At 70.0% G+C, this 18,709-nt stretch carries 14 protein-coding genes; 13 read left to right on the forward strand and 1 reads right to left on the reverse strand.

The genetic code is table 11. The annotated features are described in order from the left end of the window. Positions 1-23: 23 nt before the first annotated feature. From glyA to ACFZDL_RS26590, 12 genes are all read left to right on the forward strand, one after another. Complete coding sequence (gene glyA / locus ACFZDL_RS26535) at positions 24-1,376, forward strand: serine hydroxymethyltransferase (RefSeq protein ID WP_353592649.1); 1,353 nt, start codon at positions 24-26, stop codon at positions 1,374-1,376. A 150-nt stretch (positions 1,377-1,526) separates the two neighbouring features. Then, complete coding sequence (locus ACFZDL_RS26540; RefSeq protein WP_353592650.1) at positions 1,527-2,864, forward strand: MraY family glycosyltransferase; 1,338 nt, start codon at positions 1,527-1,529, stop codon at positions 2,862-2,864. 258 nt (positions 2,865-3,122) lie between these two features. After that, positions 3,123-3,578 (forward strand): hypothetical protein, encoded by a 456-nt coding sequence (locus ACFZDL_RS26545; RefSeq protein ID WP_353592651.1) that lies wholly within the window; start codon positions 3,123-3,125, stop codon positions 3,576-3,578. Positions 3,579-3,842: 264 nt separating this feature from the next. Next, positions 3,843-4,652 carry a F0F1 ATP synthase subunit A gene (gene atpB, locus ACFZDL_RS26550; protein ID WP_353592652.1) on the forward strand — a complete coding sequence of 270 codons (810 nt, stop codon included), beginning with the start codon at positions 3,843-3,845 and terminating at the stop codon, positions 4,650-4,652. 75 nt (positions 4,653-4,727) lie between these two features. Continuing rightward, complete coding sequence (locus ACFZDL_RS26555) at positions 4,728-4,982, forward strand: F0F1 ATP synthase subunit C (protein WP_353592653.1); 255 nt, start codon at positions 4,728-4,730, stop codon at positions 4,980-4,982. Positions 4,983-5,022: 40 nt separating this feature from the next. Continuing rightward, the gene (locus ACFZDL_RS26560) at positions 5,023-5,595 is read left to right on the forward strand and encodes a F0F1 ATP synthase subunit B (protein WP_353592654.1); all 573 of its coding nucleotides are present in this window, start codon (positions 5,023-5,025) and stop codon (positions 5,593-5,595) included. Further along, positions 5,592-6,407, forward strand: a complete 816-nt coding sequence (locus ACFZDL_RS26565) for a F0F1 ATP synthase subunit delta (RefSeq protein WP_353592655.1) — start codon at positions 5,592-5,594, stop codon at positions 6,405-6,407. Before ACFZDL_RS26560 ends, ACFZDL_RS26565 begins: the two co-directional genes overlap by 4 nt. Before the next feature lie 91 nt (positions 6,408-6,498). After that, the gene (gene atpA / locus ACFZDL_RS26570) at positions 6,499-8,070 is read left to right on the forward strand and encodes a F0F1 ATP synthase subunit alpha (protein WP_353592656.1); all 1,572 of its coding nucleotides are present in this window, start codon (positions 6,499-6,501) and stop codon (positions 8,068-8,070) included. A 2-nt stretch (positions 8,071-8,072) separates the two neighbouring features. Then, the gene (locus ACFZDL_RS26575; RefSeq protein WP_353592657.1) at positions 8,073-8,987 is read left to right on the forward strand and encodes a F0F1 ATP synthase subunit gamma; all 915 of its coding nucleotides are present in this window, start codon (positions 8,073-8,075) and stop codon (positions 8,985-8,987) included. A 5-nt stretch (positions 8,988-8,992) separates the two neighbouring features. Further along, positions 8,993-10,447 carry a F0F1 ATP synthase subunit beta gene (atpD, locus tag ACFZDL_RS26580; protein ID WP_353592658.1) on the forward strand — a complete coding sequence of 485 codons (1,455 nt, stop codon included), beginning with the start codon at positions 8,993-8,995 and terminating at the stop codon, positions 10,445-10,447. A gap of 126 nt (positions 10,448-10,573) precedes the next feature. Continuing rightward, on the forward strand, positions 10,574-10,951 hold the full coding sequence (locus tag ACFZDL_RS26585) for a F0F1 ATP synthase subunit epsilon (protein ID WP_353592659.1): 378 nt from the start codon (positions 10,574-10,576) through the stop codon (positions 10,949-10,951). Between the two features lie 120 nt (positions 10,952-11,071). Further along, positions 11,072-11,527 (forward strand): DUF2550 domain-containing protein, encoded by a 456-nt coding sequence (locus ACFZDL_RS26590; RefSeq protein ID WP_353592660.1) that lies wholly within the window; start codon positions 11,072-11,074, stop codon positions 11,525-11,527. A gap of 36 nt (positions 11,528-11,563) precedes the next feature. Here ACFZDL_RS26590 and ACFZDL_RS26595 read toward each other — a convergent pair whose 3' ends face one another. Continuing rightward, complete coding sequence (locus ACFZDL_RS26595; RefSeq protein WP_353592661.1) at positions 11,564-12,778, reverse strand: cytochrome P450; 1,215 nt, start codon at positions 12,776-12,778, stop codon at positions 11,564-11,566. A 422-nt stretch (positions 12,779-13,200) separates the two neighbouring features. On the opposite strand from ACFZDL_RS26595, the gene ACFZDL_RS26600 reads away from it, so the two are divergent. Then, a partial coding sequence (locus tag ACFZDL_RS26600) for a beta-ketoacyl synthase N-terminal-like domain-containing protein (protein WP_391192542.1) occupies positions 13,201-18,709 on the forward strand: 5,509 nt, incomplete at its 3' end.

Raw genomic sequence — 18,709 nt, forward strand, 5'->3', positions numbered from 1 at the left:
CTACCTGAGGCTGTGAACTGGCGATGGCCGCTACCCCCGCGCCGCCGCACTCCACCCCGACCGGGCAGACCGGTCGGGCCGGAGCGCCCCGCACGGCCGGGGCTGCCGGTGCTGCCGGTGCTTCATGGGAATCCGACTTCGACGCGCTGCGCCGGCAGGACCCCGACATCGCCGGCATCGTCCTGGGCGAGCTGGACCGCGTCAGGGGCGGACTGCAGCTGATCGCCGCGGAGAACTTCACCTCCCGGGCCGTGCTCGCCGCCCTCGCCTCGCCGCTGGCCAACAAGTACGCCGAGGGCTACCCCGGCGCCCGCTTCCACGGCGGGTGCGAGCTGGTCGACGTGGCCGAGCGGATCGCCATGGACCGGGCGAAGGCCCTGTTCGGCGCCGAGCACGCCAATGTGCAGCCGCACTCGGGCTCCTCGGCGGTGCTCGCCGCGTACGCCGCGCTGCTGCGGCCGGGCGACACGGTCCTGGCGATGGCGCTGGCGCACGGCGGACACCTCACCCATGGCTCCCCGGCCAACTTCTCCGGCCGCTGGTTCGACTTCATCGGCTACGGCGTCGACCCGCACACCGGGCTGATCGACTACGACCAGCTCCGCGACCTGGCGCGGGCCCACCGCCCCAAGGCGATCGTCTGCGGCTCGATCACCTACCCCCGCCACCTGGACTACGCGGCCTTCCGGGAGATCGCCGACGAGGCCGGCGCGTATCTGATCGCGGACGCCGCCCACCCCATCGGCCTGGTGGCCGGGAAGGCGGCGCCCAACCCGGTGCCGTACGCCGACGTGGTGTGCGCGACCACGCACAAGGTGCTGCGCGGGCCCCGCGGCGGGATGGTGCTGTGCGGCGCGGACCTCGCCGAGCGGGTCGACCGCGCGGTCTTCCCCTTCACGCAGGGCGGCGCTCAGATGCACACCGTCGCCGCCAAGGCCGTCGCGTTCGGCGAGGCCGCGCAGCCCGCGTTCACCGCGTACGCCCACCGGGTCGTCGCCAACGCCCATGCGCTGGCCGACGCCCTGATCGCCAAGGGCGTCCCGGTGACCACCGGCGGCACCGACACCCATCTGATCACCGCCGACCCCGCCCCGCTGGGCCTGGACGGCCCCGCCGCCCGGGCCCGCTGCGCCGCGGCGGGCATCGTGCTGGACAGCTGCGCCCTGGCATCCGCGACCGAGCCGGGCGGCTGCGTCAAGGGCATCCGGCTGGGCACCGCGGCGGTGACCACGCAGGGCATGGGGACCGACGAGATGGCGCGCATCGCCGAGCTGCTGGTGGTGGCGGTGCGGGAGAGGGAGACGGCGCCGCGGCTGCGGGAACTGAGGGCCGAGGTCAGGGAGTTGGCGGCGGCGTTCGCGCCGTACCCCGGCTGAACGGCTCGTCCGGTCCGCCGAAGATTGCGGAGCCGGAACGGGCGGAACCGACTCAAGGACGGACAACGTCCTCGTCCATGGCCCGTCTCACTCGCCGGAGGCGGCTAGTGTGTGTTGCTGAGATGGCCGGCGACATCTGTGGGGCAGTCTGTGCGTGAATATCTGCTGACTCTGTGCGTCACGGCCGCGGTCACCTATCTGCTGACCGGGCCGGTTCGGAAGTTCGCCATTGTGGCGGGCGCGATGCCGGAGATCCGCGCGCGCGATGTGCACCGCGAGCCCACACCGCGGCTCGGCGGTATCGCGATGTTCGGCGGGCTGTGTGCCGGGTTGCTGGTCGCCGCACATCTCACCAATCTCAAGGGCGTCTTCGAGCTGTCGAACGAGCCGCGCGCGCTGCTCTCCGGGGCCGGGCTGATCTGGCTGCTGGGCGTACTGGACGACAAGTGGGGCGTGGACGCGCTGATCAAGCTGGGCGGTCAGATGATCGCCGCGGGCGTGATGGTGCTCCAGGGGCTCACCATCCTGTGGCTGCCGGTGCCCGGGGTGGGCCCGGTCTCGCTGACGCCCTGGCAGGGCACGCTGCTCACGGTCGCGCTCGTGGTGATCACCATCAACGCGGTGAACTTCGTGGACGGCCTGGACGGCCTGGCCTCGGGCATGGTGTGCATCGCGGCCGCCGCGTTCTTCATGTACGCGTACCGCATCTGGTACGGCTACGGCTTGGAGTCGGCCGCTCCCGCGACGCTGTTCGCCGCCATCCTGATGGGGATGTGCCTGGGCTTTCTGCCGCACAACATCCACCCGGCCCGGATCTTCATGGGCGACTCCGGGTCGATGCTGATCGGCCTGGTGCTGGCGGCGGGCGCGATCTCGATCACCGGTCAGGTGGACCCGGACGCGATGAAGCTGTTCGTCGGCTCCGAGACCGCCGCGGTGCACGCCACCGTCCCGGTCTACATCCCGCTGCTGCTGCCGCTGACCGTGATCGCGGTGCCGTTCGCCGACCTGGTGCTGGCCATCGTCCGCCGCACCTGGCGGGGCCAGTCGCCGTTCGCCGCGGACCGCGGCCATCTGCACCACCGGCTGCTGGAGATCGGCCACTCGCACAGCCGCGCGGTGCTGATCATGTACTTCTGGTCCGCGCTGATCGCCTTCGGCGCCGTGGCCTACTCGGTGAACTCGGTCAGCATGTGGTTCGTGCTCTCGATCGTGGGGCTGAGCGCGGTGGGGCTGGTCCTGCTGCTGCTGCCGCGGTTCACCCCGCGAGTGCCGCACTGGGCGGAGCGCTTCGTTCCGCCCCGGTACCGCCGCCGGCGCCGGGGCGCCGCGGCCGCGCTCGAGACATCCGCCACAGCGCCGGGGCGCGAGGCGGGGGCCGAGCCGGGGCGCGAGCCGGCCGGCCGGATTCCGGCGGGGGTCAACGGCGCCACCGCGATCGGCGACCGGTCCCGGTTCACCCATGCAGGGGGCACCTCCCAGCGGTAGCCGGGGGAGCGGGATCAGCTGAACTCTCGACGACTCGCCGTCAATGTGCGGTATGCTCCTTAACCCTCCCGTGTGACATGTAGCACATCCGGCAGGTAAAGACCTCATCAAATAGTTTGTGATACCGTTCACGAAAACCCGGTGCCAGAGCCGAAGGGCCGTAGTGCGACTGTCCTTCGTCGTGAGGTTCCTTCCATCCCCGGGGATACGCTCGTCAACGACGAACCGTTGCTTCCGACTCTTGCCGGAGAACCCTTCATGCAGTCCAACGACGCCCGAACGCTCCTGCAGTGTGCCGTGCCCACCGCAGTCGTCGGCGCCGCCGCCATTGCCGTCGGCGCCGTATTCGCCGGTGGCAAGGGTGCGTTGGGGGCCGCGTTCGGCGCGATTCTGGTGACCGTGCTCATGACGGTTGACCTGGTTGTGCTGGTGCGCACCGCGAACAAGTTTCCCGGCGTCTTCCAGATGATGGGTCTCGCGCTGTACGCCGTGCAGTTCCTGCTGCTGGCGGTGGTGCTCGGCGTCTTCAAGGACACCACCCTGTTCAACACCAGGGCGTTCGCCTTCTCGCTGCTCGCCGCGACGCTGACGTGGATCGCCGCGCAGACCCGCGCGCACATGAAGGCCAAGATCTTTTACGTGCGGCCGGAAGCGGAAGACGAACGGAGCCCGGCGGGGGAGAAGAAGGCTTCTCCCGCCGGGTCCCCATCGTGATTTGTAGGGCCGGTATAAGGGCACGTCCGCTCACCTGCTATCGTCCGGTGCCATCTGAGGCACAGCGGGCGCAGGCGGCTGAACCCCCGGATTCCACGGGACGGAATCGGCGGCCCATGCAGCTGCTGCCCACCGACTACGCCGGACTTGTGCCGTCAAGCCGCCCCCACATTCGTAAGACCAGTCCAGTGCCGTTCCGCGGTCATGCGCCGCGCCGACACAACGAGGTTGCCGTACCCATGCGCCACGCTGAAGGAGCTCGCGGTGAGTCCTGACCAGACGCTCGCCTTCGAGACGGATTGCCACATCTTCGACGGGTGCGGCTTCCCGGCCCCAGGGCTCCACTCGTTCACGTTCGAGCCGATCGCCACCATCGGCGGCATTGACATCAACAAGCCGATGCTGCTGGCACTGCTGGGCACCGTGGTCGTGGTGGTCTTCTTCTGGGCCGCCTTCGGCAAGGCCAAGGTCGTGCCCGGCAAGCTGCAGCTGGTCGGCGAGGCGGGCTACGACTTCGTGCGCCGCGGCGTCGTCTACGAGGCGCTGGGCAAGAAGGAGGGCGACAAGTACGTCCCCCTCATGGTCTCGCTGTTCTTCTTCGTGTGGATCATGAACCTCTGGTCGGTCATCCCGATCGCCCAGTTCCCGGCGACGTCGATCATCGCCTTCCCGGCGGGGCTCGCCGCGATCGTCTACATCCTGTGGGTGAGCCTGACCTTCCGGAAGCACGGCTTCGTCGGCGGCCTGAAGAACATCAGCGGCTACGACAAGTCGCTCGGCGCGGTGCTGCCGCTGGTCATGGCCCTGGAGCTGCTCTCCAACCTCATCATCCGGCCGTTCACCCACGCCGTCCGGCTCTTCGCGAACATGTTCGCCGGCCACGTCCTGCTGCTGATCTTCACGATCGCCAGCTGGTACCTGCTGAACGGGATCGGCATCGCCTACGCGAGCATCTCGTTCGTGATGGTCATCGTGCTGACCGTGTTCGAGCTGTTCATCCAGGCCCTTCAGGCCTACGTCTTCGTCTTGCTGGCCTGCGCCTACATCCAGGGTGCTCTCGCCGAGCACCACTGATCAGACCAGCTCCCGTCCCATAGGGCGTCCGGTGGCCAACCCCCACCGGTCCGTGAAAGAGAAGGAAGAAACGGCATGTCCGCTGTCCAGACCCTCGCCGCAAACGCCATCGAACTCCGGGGCAACCTCGGCTCGATCGGCTACGGCCTCGCGGCCATCGGCCCCGGCGTCGGCGTCGGCATCATCTTCGGTAACGGCACCCAGGCCCTGGCCCGCCAGCCCGAGGCGGCCGGCCTGATCCGTGCCAACCAGATCCTCGGCTTCGTTCTCTGTGAGGCGCTGGCCCTGATCGGTCTGGTTATGCCGTTCGTCTACTCCACCCCGAAGTAATCGCGGCGATCGACCAGTCCCCCGGACGAAAGGCAATGATGTGAACGCCTTGGTGACCCTGGCGGCTGATGAGCCGGAGAACCCGCTCATCCCGCCGATCCCAGAGCTTGTCATCGGCCTCATCGCCTTCGCCATCGTCTTCTTCTTCTTCGCCAAGAAGCTCCTCCCGAACATCAACCGGGTTCTGGATGAGCGTCGTGCGGCGATCGAGGGCGGCATGGAGGAGGCCGAGGCACGTAAGGCCGAGGCCCAGCAGGTCCTCGAGGACTACCGCGCTCAGCTCGCCGACGCCCGTCACGAGGCCGCGCGGCTGCGCCAGGAGGCGCAGGAGCAGGGCGCCGCGCTCATCGCCGAGATGCGCGCGGAGGGCCAGCGGCAGCGTGAGGAGATCATCGCCGCCGGCCACGCCCAGATCGAGGCCGACCGCAAGCAGGCCGCGCAGACGCTGCGCCAGGACGTGGGCAAGCTCGCCACCGACCTGGCCGGCAAGCTCGTCGGCGAGTCCCTCGAGGACGTCGCCCGGCAGAGCCGCGTGATCGACCGGTTCCTCGACGAGCTCGAGGGCAAGGCTGAGAAGGCTGTCGGCGAGACGAAGGCCGAGGCCGGCCGATGAACGGAGCGAGCCGGGAGGCACTGGCTGCGGCGCGCGAGCGCTTCGACGCGCTGACGGACAGCACCTCCGTCGACGCCAAGAAGCTCGCGGACGAGCTGGCCGCCGTCACCGCGCTGCTCGACCGCGAGGTCTCGCTGCGCCGGGTCCTCACCGACCCGGCGCAGCCCGGCGAGGCCAAGGCCGAGCTGGCCGCGCGGCTGCTGTCCGGCCAGGTCGGCGGCGAGGTCATCGACCTGGTCTCCGGCATGGTCCGGTCCCGCTGGTCGCGCTCGCGCGACCTGGTGGACTCCCTCGAGGAGCTGGCGTCCTCCGCCGACCTCGTGGCGGCGCAGCGCGCCGGCGACCTCGACGACGTCGAGGACGAGCTGTTCCGGTTCGGCCGGATCGTCTCCTCGTCCACCGAGCTGCGGTCCGCGCTGACCGACCGGATCGCCACCACCTCGGCCAAGGCCACGCTGGTGCGCGAGCTGCTGGGCGGGCGGGTGAATCCGGCCACCGAGCGGCTGGTCGCCCGTCTTGTGACCCAGCCGCGGGGACGTAGCCTGGAAGCGGGGCTTGAGGGCCTCTCGCGGCTTGCCGCTGCCCGCCGTGACCGTCTGGTCGCGGTGGTGACCTCGGCTGTGCCGCTCAGCGACCAGCACAAGCAGCGTCTCGGTGCGGCTCTGGCGAAGCTGTACGGCCACAAGGTGCACCTCAACCTCGACGTGGACCCCGAGGTCCTCGGCGGGATCGAGGTCCGCATCGGCGACGAGATCATCAACGGCACCATCGCCGACCGCCTGGACGAGGCGGCCCGGCGGATGGCCGGCTGAGCAGGCCAACCAACTCAACAAGCATGTAAGCGGCCCGAGTTGGGCCGTAAGTCAGACACTTCGGGCCCAACAAGGAGAGCAGGGAACCCAGATGGCGGAGCTCACGATCCGGCCGGAGGAGATCCGGGACGCGCTGGAGAACTTTGTCCAGGCGTACAAGCCGGACGCGGCCTCGCGCGAGGAGGTCGGTACGGTCACCGTTGCCGGCGACGGCATCGCGAAGGTCGAAGGTCTTCCCTCGGCCATGGCGAACGAGCTGCTGAAGTTCGAGGACGGCACCCTCGGCCTCGCCCTCAACCTGGAGGAGCGCGAGATCGGCGCGGTCGTCCTGGGTGAGTTCAGCGGCATCGAAGAGGGCCAGCAGGTGCAGCGCACCGGCGAGGTGCTCTCGGTCGCTGTCGGCGAGGGCTACCTCGGCCGCGTCGTCGACCCGCTGGGCAACCCGATCGACGGCCTCGGCGAGATCGACACCGAGGGCCGCCGCGCCCTCGAGCTGCAGGCCCCCACGGTCATGCAGCGCAAGTCGGTGCACGAGCCGATGGAGACCGGCTACAAGGCCGTCGACGCGATGACCCCGATCGGCCGTGGCCAGCGTCAGCTGATCATCGGCGACCGGCAGACCGGCAAGACCGCGCTGGCCGTCGACACGATCATCAACCAGCGCGACAACTGGCGCTCGGGCGACCCGAAGAAGCAGGTCCGCTGCATCTACGTCGCCATCGGCCAGAAGGGCTCCACCATCGCCGGCGTGCGCGCCGCGCTGGAGGAGGCCGGCGCCCTGGAGTACACCACGATCGTCGCCGCCCCGGCGTCCGACCCGGCGGGCTTCAAGTACCTGGCCCCCTACACCGGTTCGGCCATCGGCCAGCACTGGATGTACCAGGGCAAGCACGTCCTGATCGTCTTCGACGACCTGTCCAAGCAGGCCGACGCCTACCGCGCCGTCTCGCTGCTGCTGCGCCGCCCGCCGGGCCGCGAGGCGTACCCCGGTGACGTCTTCTACCTGCACTCCCGGCTGCTGGAGCGCTGCGCCAAGCTCTCCGACGAGATGGGCTCCGGCTCGATGACCGGTCTGCCGATCGTCGAGACCAAGGCCAACGACGTCTCGGCGTTCATCCCGACCAACGTCATCTCCATCACCGACGGCCAGTGCTTCCTGGAGTCCGACCTGTTCAACGCCGGCCAGCGCCCGGCCCTGAACGTCGGTATCTCGGTCTCCCGCGTCGGTGGCTCCGCCCAGCACCGGGCCATGCGCCAGGTCTCCGGCCGGCTCCGGGTGGACCTCGCCCAGTTCCGTGAGCTCGAGGCGTTCGCCGCCTTCGGCTCCGACCTGGACGCGGCCTCCAAGGCCTCGCTGGAGCGCGGTTCGCGCATGGTCGAGCTGCTCAAGCAGCCGCAGTACGCCCCGTTCGCCACCGAGGACCAGGTCGTCTCGATCTGGGCCGGCACCAACGGCAAGATGGACGACGTCCCGGTCGAGGACATCCGCCGCTTCGAGCGCGAGCTGCACGACTATCTGCACCGTGAGCACAAGGGCCTGATGACCAGCATCGTCGAGGGCGGCAAGATGTCCGACGACACCCTCGGCGCGCTGGGCGAGGCCGTGGACAGCTTCAAGCGCCAGTTCGAGACCTCGGACGGCAAGCTGCTGGGCGAGGGCTGAGCATGGGTGCCCAACTCCGGGTCTACAAGAGGCGGATCAAGTCCATCTCTGCGACCAAGAAGATCACCAAGGCGATGGAGATGATCGCCGCCTCGCGCGTCGTCAAGGCGCAGCGCCAGGTGGCCGCGTCGACTCCGTACGCCAGTGAGCTCACCCGGGCGGTGGGCGCGGTGGCCACCGGCTCCACCACCCAGCACCCGCTCACCACCGAGGCGGAGCACCCGACCCGGGCCGCGCTGCTGCTCATCACCAGCGACCGCGGTCTGGCCGGCGGCTACTCGTCGAACGTGATCAAGGCGGCCGAGCAGGCCACCAAGGCCCTCACCGCGCAGGGCAAGGAGGTCGACACCTACATCGTCGGCCGCAAGGGTGTCGCCTACTACGGCTTCCGTGAGTTCAAGGTCACGGAGTCGTGGACCGGGTTCACCGACAACCCGACCTACGCGGACGCCAAGAAGATCGCGGGCCCGCTGATCGAGGCCGTGCAGAAGGACACCGCCGAGGGTGGCGTGGACGAGCTGCACATCGTCTACACCGAGTTCGTCTCGATGCTGACGCAGACCCCGGTGGACCACCGGCTGCTGCCGCTGAGCATGGAGAAGACGGCGGAGGAGGCGGTGGCGAAGGACGTGATCGCGCCGCTCTACGAGTTCGAGCCGTCGGCGGAGGAGGTGCTCGACGCGCTGCTGCCGCGGTACGTCGAGTCCCGCATCTACAACGCCCTGCTGCAGGCCGCGGCGTCCAAGCACGCGGCCACCCGCCGGGCGATGAAGTCGGCGACCGACAACGCCGAAGAGCTCATCAAGTCGCTCTCGCGGCTTGCCAACGCGGCCCGCCAGGCCGAAATCACCCAGGAAATCAGCGAGATCGTCGGTGGCGCGAGCGCCCTGGCCGACGCCTCTGCGGGGAGTGACTGACAACTATGACCACCACTGTTGAGCCGACCGCTCCTGCCGGCGTGGCCACTGGCCGCGTCGCGCGGGTCATCGGCCCGGTCGTCGACGTGGAGTTCCCCGTCGACGCGATGCCGGACATCTACAACGCACTGAACGTCGATGTCGCCGACCCCTCCGAGGAGGGCAAGACCAAGACGCTCACCCTCGAGGTCGCCCAGCACCTCGGTGAGGGCCTGGTGCGCGCGATCTCCATGGAGCCCACCGACGGTCTGGTCCGCCAGGCCCCGGTGACCGACACCGGCGACGGCATCACCGTCCCGGTCGGTGACATGACCAAGGGCCGGGTGTTCAACACCCTGGGCAAGATCCTCAACGAGCCCGAGGCCGAGTCGGAGATCACCGAGCGCTGGTCCATCCACCGCAAGGCCCCGGCCTTCGACCAGCTCGAGTCCAAGACCGAGATGTTCGAGACCGGTCTGAAGGTCGTCGACCTGCTGACCCCGTACGTCAAGGGCGGCAAGATCGGGCTGTTCGGCGGCGCGGGCGTCGGCAAGACCGTCCTCATCCAGGAAATGATCATGCGTGTGGCCAAGCTGCACGAGGGCGTTTCCGTGTTCGCCGGCGTCGGCGAGCGCACCCGTGAGGGCAACGACCTCATGGTCGAGATGGAGGAGGCCGGCGTTCTCGACAAGACCGCGCTGGTCTTCGGCCAGATGGACGAGCCCCCGGGCACCCGTCTGCGGGTCGCCCTGGCCGGTCTGACCATGGCGGAGTACTTCCGCGATGTGCAGAAGCAGGACGTGCTGTTCTTCATCGACAACATCTTCCGCTTCACCCAGGCCGGTTCCGAGGTCTCGACCCTGCTCGGCCGTATGCCCTCCGCGGTGGGCTACCAGCCGAACCTGGCCGACGAGATGGGCATCCTGCAGGAGCGCATCACCTCGACCCGCGGTCACTCGATCACCTCCATGCAGGCGATCTACGTCCCCGCGGACGACCTGACCGACCCGGCCCCGGCGACCACCTTCGCGCACCTCGACGCGACGACGGTGCTCTCCCGTCCGATCTCGGAGAAGGGCATCTACCCGGCGGTGGACCCGCTGGACTCCACCTCCCGGATCCTGGACCCGCGGTACATCTCGCAGGAGCACTACGACTGCGCCTCGCGGGTCAAGTCCATCCTGCAGAAGTACAAGGACCTGCAGGACATCATCAACATCCTCGGCATCGACGAGCTCGGCGAGGAGGACAAGCTCACCGTCTTCCGCGCCCGCCGTATCGAGCGCTTCCTGTCGCAGAACACCCACGCGGCGAAGCAGTTCACCGGCGTCGACGGCTCGGACGTGCCGCTGGACGAGTCCATCGCCGCGTTCAACGCGATCGCCGACGGTGAGTTCGACCACTTCCCGGAGCAGGCGTTCTTCATGTGCGGTGGTCTGGAGGACCTGAAGGCCAAGGCCAAGGAGCTGGGCGTCTCCTGAACCGGGCTTCCTTCGAGCCCGGGGTCACCGGAGAGGGGTGGGCCGCGTCCCGCCCCTCTCCTCACGCCCGTTATCCTTTGACGAAAGCCCTGTCGCCCCCGGCAGGTGAAGACCCGAGGAGCCACGTTGGCTGCTGAGCTGCATGTCGAGCTGGTCGCGGCGGACCGTAGTGTCTGGTCCGGCAAGGCCACCTTGGTCATCGCGCGCACCACCTCCGGTGACATCGGCGTCATGCCCGGCCACCAGCCGCTGCTCGGTGTGCTGGAGTCCGGCCCGGTGACCATCCGTACGAGCGAGGGCGGGACGGTCGTCTCCGCGGTGCACGGCGGGTTCATCTCGTTCTCGGACGACAAGCTCTCGCTGCTCGCCGAGGTCGCGGAGCTGTCCGACGAGATCGATGTCAAGCGGGCGGAGCGGGCGTTGGAGCGCGCCAAGGCGGAGGCGGACGCCGCCGCCGAGCGGCGCGCCGATGTCCGGCTGCGCGCGGTGGCGGGAGCGCACTGAAACCTGTCACGAACGGTCGAGACCCTCAGCCGCGGGCCGCGCGGGAACTTCCCTGCGCCGGTCCGCGGCTGAGGCGATGCAGGTGCGGTTTTTCCGGATGACGCGAGGAGGTCGGTGAAGATGGTCCTCGCTCTGCTTGTGAGCGGCGTGGTCGTCGCGCTGGTGGTGGTGGGACTCTTCGTCTTCGGGCTGCGGCGGCGGCTGATCCAGCGGTCCGGCGGAACCTTTGACTGCTCACTGCGCTGGGACGCGCCCGGTCCCGAAGCCGAGCCGGAGCCCACCGGCAAGGGCTGGGTGTACGGGGTGGCCCGCTACAACGGTGACCGGATCGAGTGGTTCCGGGTCTTCTCCTACGCCCCCAGGCCGCGCCGGGTGCTGGAGCGCGCCTCGATCGAGGTGCTGGAGCGGCGCACGCCGAAGGGCGAGGAGGAGCTGGCGCTGCTCTCCGACGCCGTGGTGCTGGCGTGTCTGCACAGCGGTACCCGGCTGGAGCTGGCGATGAGCGAGGACGCGCTGACCGGATTCCTCGCCTGGCTGGAGGCCGCCCCGCCGGGACAGCGGGTGAATGTCGCCTGACGGGACGGCGAGCCGGCTCGTTCCCCCGTGGGGGTGTCACAGCACGACGGGAAGCTCCGTGAGGCCCCGGATGATGGTGCTGAAGCGATAGGTCAGCTCCTCGGGCGCCCGGGCCAGCCGCAGCCCCGGGAAGCGCTCCAGGAGCCTGCCGAGCGCGATCTGCCCCTCCAGTCTCGCCAGCGGGGCGCCCAGGCAGAAGTGCGGGCCGTGGCCGAAGGCCAGATGGCCCTGCGGGGACCGCCGGATGTCGAGGCGATCGGCGTCGGGGAACTGCCGCGGGTCCCGGTTGGCGGAGGTGAGGGCGACCACGACGAGCTCGTTCGCCGGGATCTCGGTGTCGCCGATCCGGACCGGTTCGCTGGTGCAGCGGAACGTCGCCTGGTTGATCGGCCCGTCGTAGCGCAGGAACTCCTCGATCGCGCCGGGCAGCAGCCCCGGGTCGGCGCGGACCGCGGCCAGCTGCTCCGGGTGGCGGAGCAGGGCCAGCACGGAGTTCCCGATGAGGTTCACCGTCGACTCGTTGCCCGCCACCAGCAACAGCAGGGCCATGGAGATCAGTTCGCTCTCGTCCAGCCGGTCCTCGTCGTCCCGGGCCTGGACCAGCGCGCTGAGCAGATCGTCGGTGGGGTGGGCCCGCTTCTCGGCCAGGAGGCCCGACAGGAAGCCCACCATCGCCTGGCCGGCCTCGGCGGTGGCCGCTCCGTCCTCGGCCGACAGCAGGGCGTTGGACCACTCGGTGAAGGCGCCGCGGTCCTTGGGTGGCACCCCGAGCAGCTCGCAGATGACGATGATGGGAAGCGGCAGGGCGAACCCGGCGAGCAGATCGGTCTCCACACCCGTGGGCAGGCGGTCCAGCAACTCGTCGGTGATCTGCTCGACACGGGGCCGCAGGGCGGCGACACGGCGGGGCGTAAAGGCCTTGTTGACCAGCCCGCGCAGCCGGGTGTGGTCGGGGGCGTCGGTGTTGAGCAGATTGCGCGAGAGGTCGTCGACGAAGCTGTCACGGGCGCCCTGGTCGTCGAGATGGCCGCTCAGGACACCGTCGATGTCGCGCTTGTCGCTGTGCAGCCGGGGGTCGGTGAGCGCGGCGCGCACATCCTCGTAGCGCGTGACCAGCCAGGCCTTGAGGCCCTGGGGGAGGATCACCTTCTGCACGGGGGTCTCTTCGCGGAGCTGGGCGTACAGGGTGTGGGGGTCCTGCAGGGTCTCCTCGGTGAGGAGGTCGGCGCGGGCAGACGCGCTGTCGGTCATGGAGTCTCCTTGTCGCAGTACGGTGCGCTCGGGCGAGCGTTGGGGGGGTTTGACCGTTCAAGCTGACACAAGTAGCCATGAGCACTGGCTGGTTGGCCCGGGGCTGACCGGGCGATGCCGAGCGCCTCGACTATAGATGACGGGCCGCGTGAACACTGATCGCAGCGATATATCGGTGCGATGGCTTTCCTTTCATCTTCATGCCAACCCCTTTGGGTTTAAAAAAAAGTTCATGGCGCAGCGATCAACGGACTAGGTAATGTGCGAGAAACGGATGCCGCGTCCGATGAGGCGCGCCGTCCGTTGTGTGCGTTGTGTCAGCGGTTGCGGTGCAAGTAAGTGCAGGCAAGCGGTGTGGTTCGCAACGACGAAACGGGGATCGGCCAGTGTCACAACCCTCTGCTGCGCATGAACACCATCCGGTGGATTCGACCGATATCGCCATCGTCGGCATGGTGGGCAGCTTTCCCGGCGCGGATGACCTGGAAGAGTTCTGGCAACTGCTCCGCGAGGGGCGCGAAGGTGTTTCCAGATTCAACGACGACGAGCTGCTCGGGGCGGGTGCAAAGCCCGAGCTGGTTGCTGATCCCCGGTATGTCGGGGCACACGGCGTTCTGTCCGATGTCGACCTCTTCGATACCTCTTTCTTCGAGTTCACCCCCGCTGAAGCCGAGGTCATAGACCCGCAGCAGCGACTCTTCCTCCAGCACTGCCATGCCGCGCTGGAGAGCGCGGGCTACGATCCGGCCCGATATCCCGGACTGATCAGCGTCTATGCGGGCGCCGCCGTCAATACCTACCTGCAGCAGAATGTGCTGCCCAATGTGGACCAAACCACCACGTCCGGTCACTTCGCCGTCATGGTGGGCAACGACAAGGATTACCTGGCCACCCGTGTGTCATACAAGCTGGACCTCAAGGGACCCAGCTATTCGGTACAGACGGCCTGTTCCACCTCGCTCGTGGCCATTCACCTGGCCTGTCAGGGCATCATCAACGGCGAATGCGACATAGCGCTCGCCGGTGGAATTACCGTGAAACTCCCGCAGGTCAAGGGCTATCTCTATGAAGAAGGTGCCATCCTTTCCGCGGATGGCCATGTCCGTACCTTTGACGCCGATGCCAGTGGCACCGTGCTGGGCAACGGCGTGGGGGTGGTCGTACTCAAGTCGCTGCGCGACGCCCTCGCCGACGGGGACACCATTCATGCGGTGATCAAGGGCACCGCCACCAACAACGACGGCTCGATGAAGGTGAGCTACGCCGCCCCCGGCAAGGAGGGGCAGGCCGCCGTCATCGCCGAGGCACACGCGGTCTCGGGCGTGGATCCGGCGACCATCGGCTATGTCGAGGCGCACGGCACCGCCACCCGGCTGGGGGACCCGGTCGAGATCTCGGCGCTGACCCAGGCGTTCCGGCAGGCCACGGCGGACAGGGGCTTCTGCGCGATCGGCTCGGTGAAGTCGAACGTGGGGCACCTGGACGCCGCCGCCGGGGTCACCGGGGTGATCAAGACCGCCCTCATGCTGCGCCACAAGGCGCTCGTGCCCACCGTCAACTTCACCCGCCCCAACCCGGACATCGACTTCGAGAACAGCCCGTTCCGGGTCAGCACCGAGCTGCGCGACTGGGACAGCGACGGCACGCCCCGGCGGGCCGGCGTCAGCTCGTTCGGCATCGGCGGGACGAACGCGCACGCCGTGCTCGAGGAGGCCCCGCCGACCGAGCCCTCCGGACCGTCGCGCCCCGAGCAGCTGATCCTGCTGTCGGCGAAGACGGAGACGGCGCTGGCCGCCATGGCCGCCAACCTCGCCGGTCATCTGCGCGAGCACCCGGAGCTGCCGCCGGCCGACGTCGCCTACACGCTGGCCGTCGGGCGCGGGATGTACCCCTTCCGGCGCGCCGTGGTGTGCCGGGACCTTCCGGGTGCCGTCGAGGCGCTGGAGGGCCGGGCGGCGGACGGCGGGGCGGCGGGCGACGCGGCCACGGGCGACGTCGTGGCGCGGCCGGTGGGTGACGGCCTCGCGGCGGTCTTCGTCTTCGACGACGAGCCGGGCGGCCCCGGGCAGGCGGAACACCTCGCGGCGCGGCTGAGCGAGCGGGAGCCGCGGTTCAAGAAGTACTACACGGCCTGCCGGAGAGCGGGCGTGGCCCGCCACGGCGCCGCCGGCGCCGCGTTCGCGGTGCAGTACGCCCTCGGCAGGCTGTGGCTCGAGCTGGGGATCAGGCCCGAGGCCGCGTACGGGCGGGGCGTCGGCGCGCTGGTGGCCGAGTGCCTGGCCGGCACCGTCGGCCTGAAGGACGCGGTGGCCGCCGTGGGCGCCGGGTCGGGCACGGCCGTCTCGAAGGGCGGCCGGAAGACCCCTCGGTTCCCCGTGCGGCCGCTGGACGCCCGGACCCCGCCGGAAGGCCCCGGCAGTGGCTTCGCGGTGCTGCGGGCGGGCGAGGAGGCACCACTGGAGACGGTGCGCCGCCTGTGGCTGGCGGGCGTCGACATCGACTGGCCCGCCTACTTCGGCGAGGAGAGCCGCCGCCGGGTCCCCCTGCCCACGTATCCGTTCGAGGGGCGCCGCTGCTGGATAACGGCGGACGAGGCGGACGAGGCGGGTACGGCCGGGGTTGCCGGGGGCGCGGGTTCCGGGGCGTTGCATCCGTTGGTGGATGTGAATGTGTCGACGTTGGTGGAGCAGCGGTATGTGGCGTGGCGGGATGGGGGTGAGTGGTATGTGGCTGATCATGTGGTGTTCGGGCGGCGGGTGTGGCCTGGGGTGGCGTTTGTGGAGTTGGGGCGGGCTGCGGGGGCGTTGGCGTCGGGGTGTGGGGTGGGTGTGGTGCGGGGTGTGGTGTTCGAGCGGGTGTTGGGGTTTGAGGGTGGGGTGCGTGAGGTGGGGGTGGGGTTGGTGCCCCTGGCGGGTGGCGGGGTGGGGTTTGAGGTGTCGTGCGGGGACGAGGTGTACGCGCGGGGCGAGCTGGAGTTGGCGCCGGGGGACGGGGACGCCGGGCGTGCGGTGGAGCGGGTGGATGTGGCGGGGCTGCGGTCCCGGTTGGGCGTGGTGAGGGACGTCGAGGAGTGCTATCGGGACTTCGGGTCGCGCGGGTTGGCGTATGGGCCGCGCTTCCGCTCGTTGGCGGGGTTGGTGTGTGGTGAGGGTGAGGCGCTGGGTGTGGTGCGGGTGCCGGAGGGGTTGGTGGCGGGGTTCGGTGAGTGGGGGTTGCATCCGTCGTTGATGGACGGGGGGTTGCAGGCGGCGGTGGGGTTGCTGGCCGGTGGCGCCGGTGCCGGGGTGGCGTTCCTGCCGTATGCGGTGGGTGAGGTGGAGATCTTCGGGGCGCTGGTGCGGGAGTGTCTGGCGTATGTGCGGGTCACGGGTGGTGGTGTGGAGTCGGGTGCGGTGACGGTCGAGGTGTCACTGCTGGACCCGGACGGCACCGTCCTCGTCCGCATGCGCGACCTCGTGATCCGGGCGCTGCCCCTGGACGGCGCCGAGCCGGCCGAGGACACCGCGCCACCGGCGGTCGAGGCCCCCCGTGCGGACGGCGGGCCGGCATCCCCGGCCGGTGGCGACGGCGCGGACGGCGACGGACTGCGCGAGCTCACCGAGCGCTTCCTCACCGGCGTCCTCGCCGACACCACCAAGCTCGACATCGCCGACATCGACGCCGACGCCCCGCTGGAGCGCTATGGCATCGACTCGCTGATGATCACCCGGCTCAACGCCGCGCTGGAGGACCGGCTCGACGTACGGCTGTCCAAGACGCTGTTCTTCGAGTACCAGACCCTGGCCGAGTTGGTGGAGTACTTCCTGGACGAGCACGGCGGGCGCATCCAGGAGCTGACCGCCTCCGCCGAGCCGGTCCACCAAGAGTCCCCTCCCGCCCAGGCCCCGACGGCCGGGGGAGCGGGGGGCGCGGTGCCGCTGGGGCGGTTCCTGCCCCGGGAGCGGAGCGAGCCGCCCGCCGCCCCCGCCCCCGCCGACGACGAGGCCATCGCCATCATCGGGCTGAGCGGCCGCTATCCGATGGCCGACGACCTGGACGCCTTCTGGCGCAACCTGGAGGAGGGCCGCGACTGCGTCACCGAGATCCCGCCCGAGCGCTGGGACCACGACCGCTTCTTCACCCCCCACCGGAACACCCCCGGCGGCGCCTACGCGCGCTGGGGTGGCTTCCTGACGGACGTCGACAAGTTCGACCCGCTGTTCTTCCCCGTCATGCCGCGCGAGGCCGAGCTGATGGACCCGCAGGAGCGGCTGTTCCTGCAGACCTCCTGGCACGTCCTGGAAGACGCCGGCTACCGGCGGCGAGACCTCAAGGACCGCAGCGTCGGGGTGTTCGTCGGCGTGATGTACGGCGAGTACCAGCTGTACGGGGCCGTGGACACGCTGCGCGGCGGTCTGCCCGTGACCAACTCCTCGTACGCCTCGATCGCCAACCGCGTCTCCTACCTGCTCGATCTCAGCGGCCCCAGCCTGGCGCTCGACACCATGTGCTCGTCGTCGCTGACGGCGATCCACCTGGCCTGTGAGAGCCTGCGCCGGGGCGAGAGCGAGCTGGCCATCGCGGGCGGCGTCAACGTCTCCGTCCACCCCTACAAGTACGTCTTCCTCAGCCAGGGCGGCTATCTGTCCGACGACGGGCGGTGCCGGTCCTTCGGCGCGGGCGGCAGCGGCTATGTGCCGGGCGAGGGCGTGGGCGCGGTGCTGCTCAAGCCCCGCCGCAAGGCCATTGAGGACGGCGACCACATCTACGGTGTGATCCTCGGGGACGCCGTCAACCACGGCGGCAAGACCAACGGCTACACCGTGCCCAACCCCAAGGCGCAGGAGCGGGTCATCGCCACCGCGCTGCGCCGGGCCGGCGTGGCGGCGGACACCGTCTCGTACGTCGAGGCGCACGGCACCGGCACCTCGCTCGGCGACCCGATCGAGATCACGGGTCTTGGCAAGGTGTTCGGCCCGGCCGCCGGGCGCGGCGAGCCGTGCGCCATCGGATCGGTGAAGTCCAACATCGGGCACTTGGAGTCGGCGGCGGGCATCGCCGGGCTCACCAAGGTGCTGCTGCAGTTCAAGCACCGGCGGCTGGTGCCCTCGCTGCACTCACGGGAGACGAATCCCAACATCGACTTCGCGGCCACGCCGTTCCGGGTGCAGCAGGAGTCGCGGCCCTGGCCGGCGCCCGCGCCCGCCCCGGACGGCCGGGCGGTGCCGCGCCGCGCGGGGCTCAGCTCCTTCGGCGCGGGCGGGTCCAACGCCCATCTGGTGCTGGAGGAGGCGGACGGGGCGGACCGGCCGGTGCCGGCCGTGGCGGCGGGTGGCCAGCGCCTGGCGGCGCCGCTGGTGTTCGTCCTGTCGGCGCGCGACGAGGAGCGGCTGCGCGAGTACGCGGGGCTGCTGGCCGGCTTCCTGGACCGGGAGCGGGTGGCGCTGCCGGACGTGGCGTACACGCTGCGGGTGGGCCGCGAGGCGATGGCGGAGCGGCTGGCGGTGGTGACCGCGGACGGCGGCGAGCTGGTGCGGGCGCTGCGCCGGTTCGCCGGCGGGGACGCCCCCGCCGAGGTGGAGCGCGGCACTGCGCCGCGCGGCGGCGCGGCGCGCGGGACGGCCGACGCCGTACGCGCGGCCGCACGGGCCGGGGACCTGGCCGAGCTGGCCCGGCTGTGGTGCGCCGGAGCCGACGCCGACTGGGACGTGGCGGCGGACCAGGAACTGGGCGCCGCGCCGCGGCGGATACCGCTGCCCGGCTACCCCTTCGCCCGCGAGCGCTGCTGGGTGGCGACCGCGGACGAACTGCCGGTGCTGCGCACCGGTGGCACGGGCGCCACCGCAGGTGGACCGGGGTTGCATCCGTTGGTGGATGTGAATGTGTCGACGTTGGTGGAGCAGCGGTATGTGGCGTGGCGGGATGGGGGTGAGTGGTATGTGGCTGATCATG

Source organism: Streptomyces sp. NPDC007917 (genome assembly GCF_042959105.1).
In the GTDB taxonomy this organism is placed as follows: domain Bacteria; phylum Actinomycetota; class Actinomycetes; order Streptomycetales; family Streptomycetaceae; genus Streptomyces.

What these genes read in the sequence shown, in the direction of transcription:
- glyA (WP_353592649.1), top strand. Translation starts at nt 24, where the DNA reads ATGGCCGCTACCCCCGCGCCGCCGCACTCCACCCCGACCGGGCAGACC.
- ACFZDL_RS26545 (WP_353592651.1), top strand. Translation starts at nt 3,123, where the DNA reads ATGCAGTCCAACGACGCCCGAACGCTCCTGCAGTGTGCCGTGCCCACC.
- ACFZDL_RS26555 (WP_353592653.1), top strand. Translation starts at nt 4,728, where the DNA reads ATGTCCGCTGTCCAGACCCTCGCCGCAAACGCCATCGAACTCCGGGGC.
- ACFZDL_RS26565 (WP_353592655.1), top strand. Translation starts at nt 5,592, where the DNA reads ATGAACGGAGCGAGCCGGGAGGCACTGGCTGCGGCGCGCGAGCGCTTC.
- atpA (WP_353592656.1), top strand. Translation starts at nt 6,499, where the DNA reads ATGGCGGAGCTCACGATCCGGCCGGAGGAGATCCGGGACGCGCTGGAG.
- ACFZDL_RS26575 (WP_353592657.1), top strand. Translation starts at nt 8,073, where the DNA reads ATGGGTGCCCAACTCCGGGTCTACAAGAGGCGGATCAAGTCCATCTCT.
- atpD (WP_353592658.1), top strand. Translation starts at nt 8,993, where the DNA reads ATGACCACCACTGTTGAGCCGACCGCTCCTGCCGGCGTGGCCACTGGC.
- ACFZDL_RS26590 (WP_353592660.1), top strand. Translation starts at nt 11,072, where the DNA reads ATGGTCCTCGCTCTGCTTGTGAGCGGCGTGGTCGTCGCGCTGGTGGTG.
- ACFZDL_RS26595 (WP_353592661.1), bottom strand. Translation starts at nt 12,778, where the DNA reads ATGACCGACAGCGCGTCTGCCCGCGCCGACCTCCTCACCGAGGAGACC.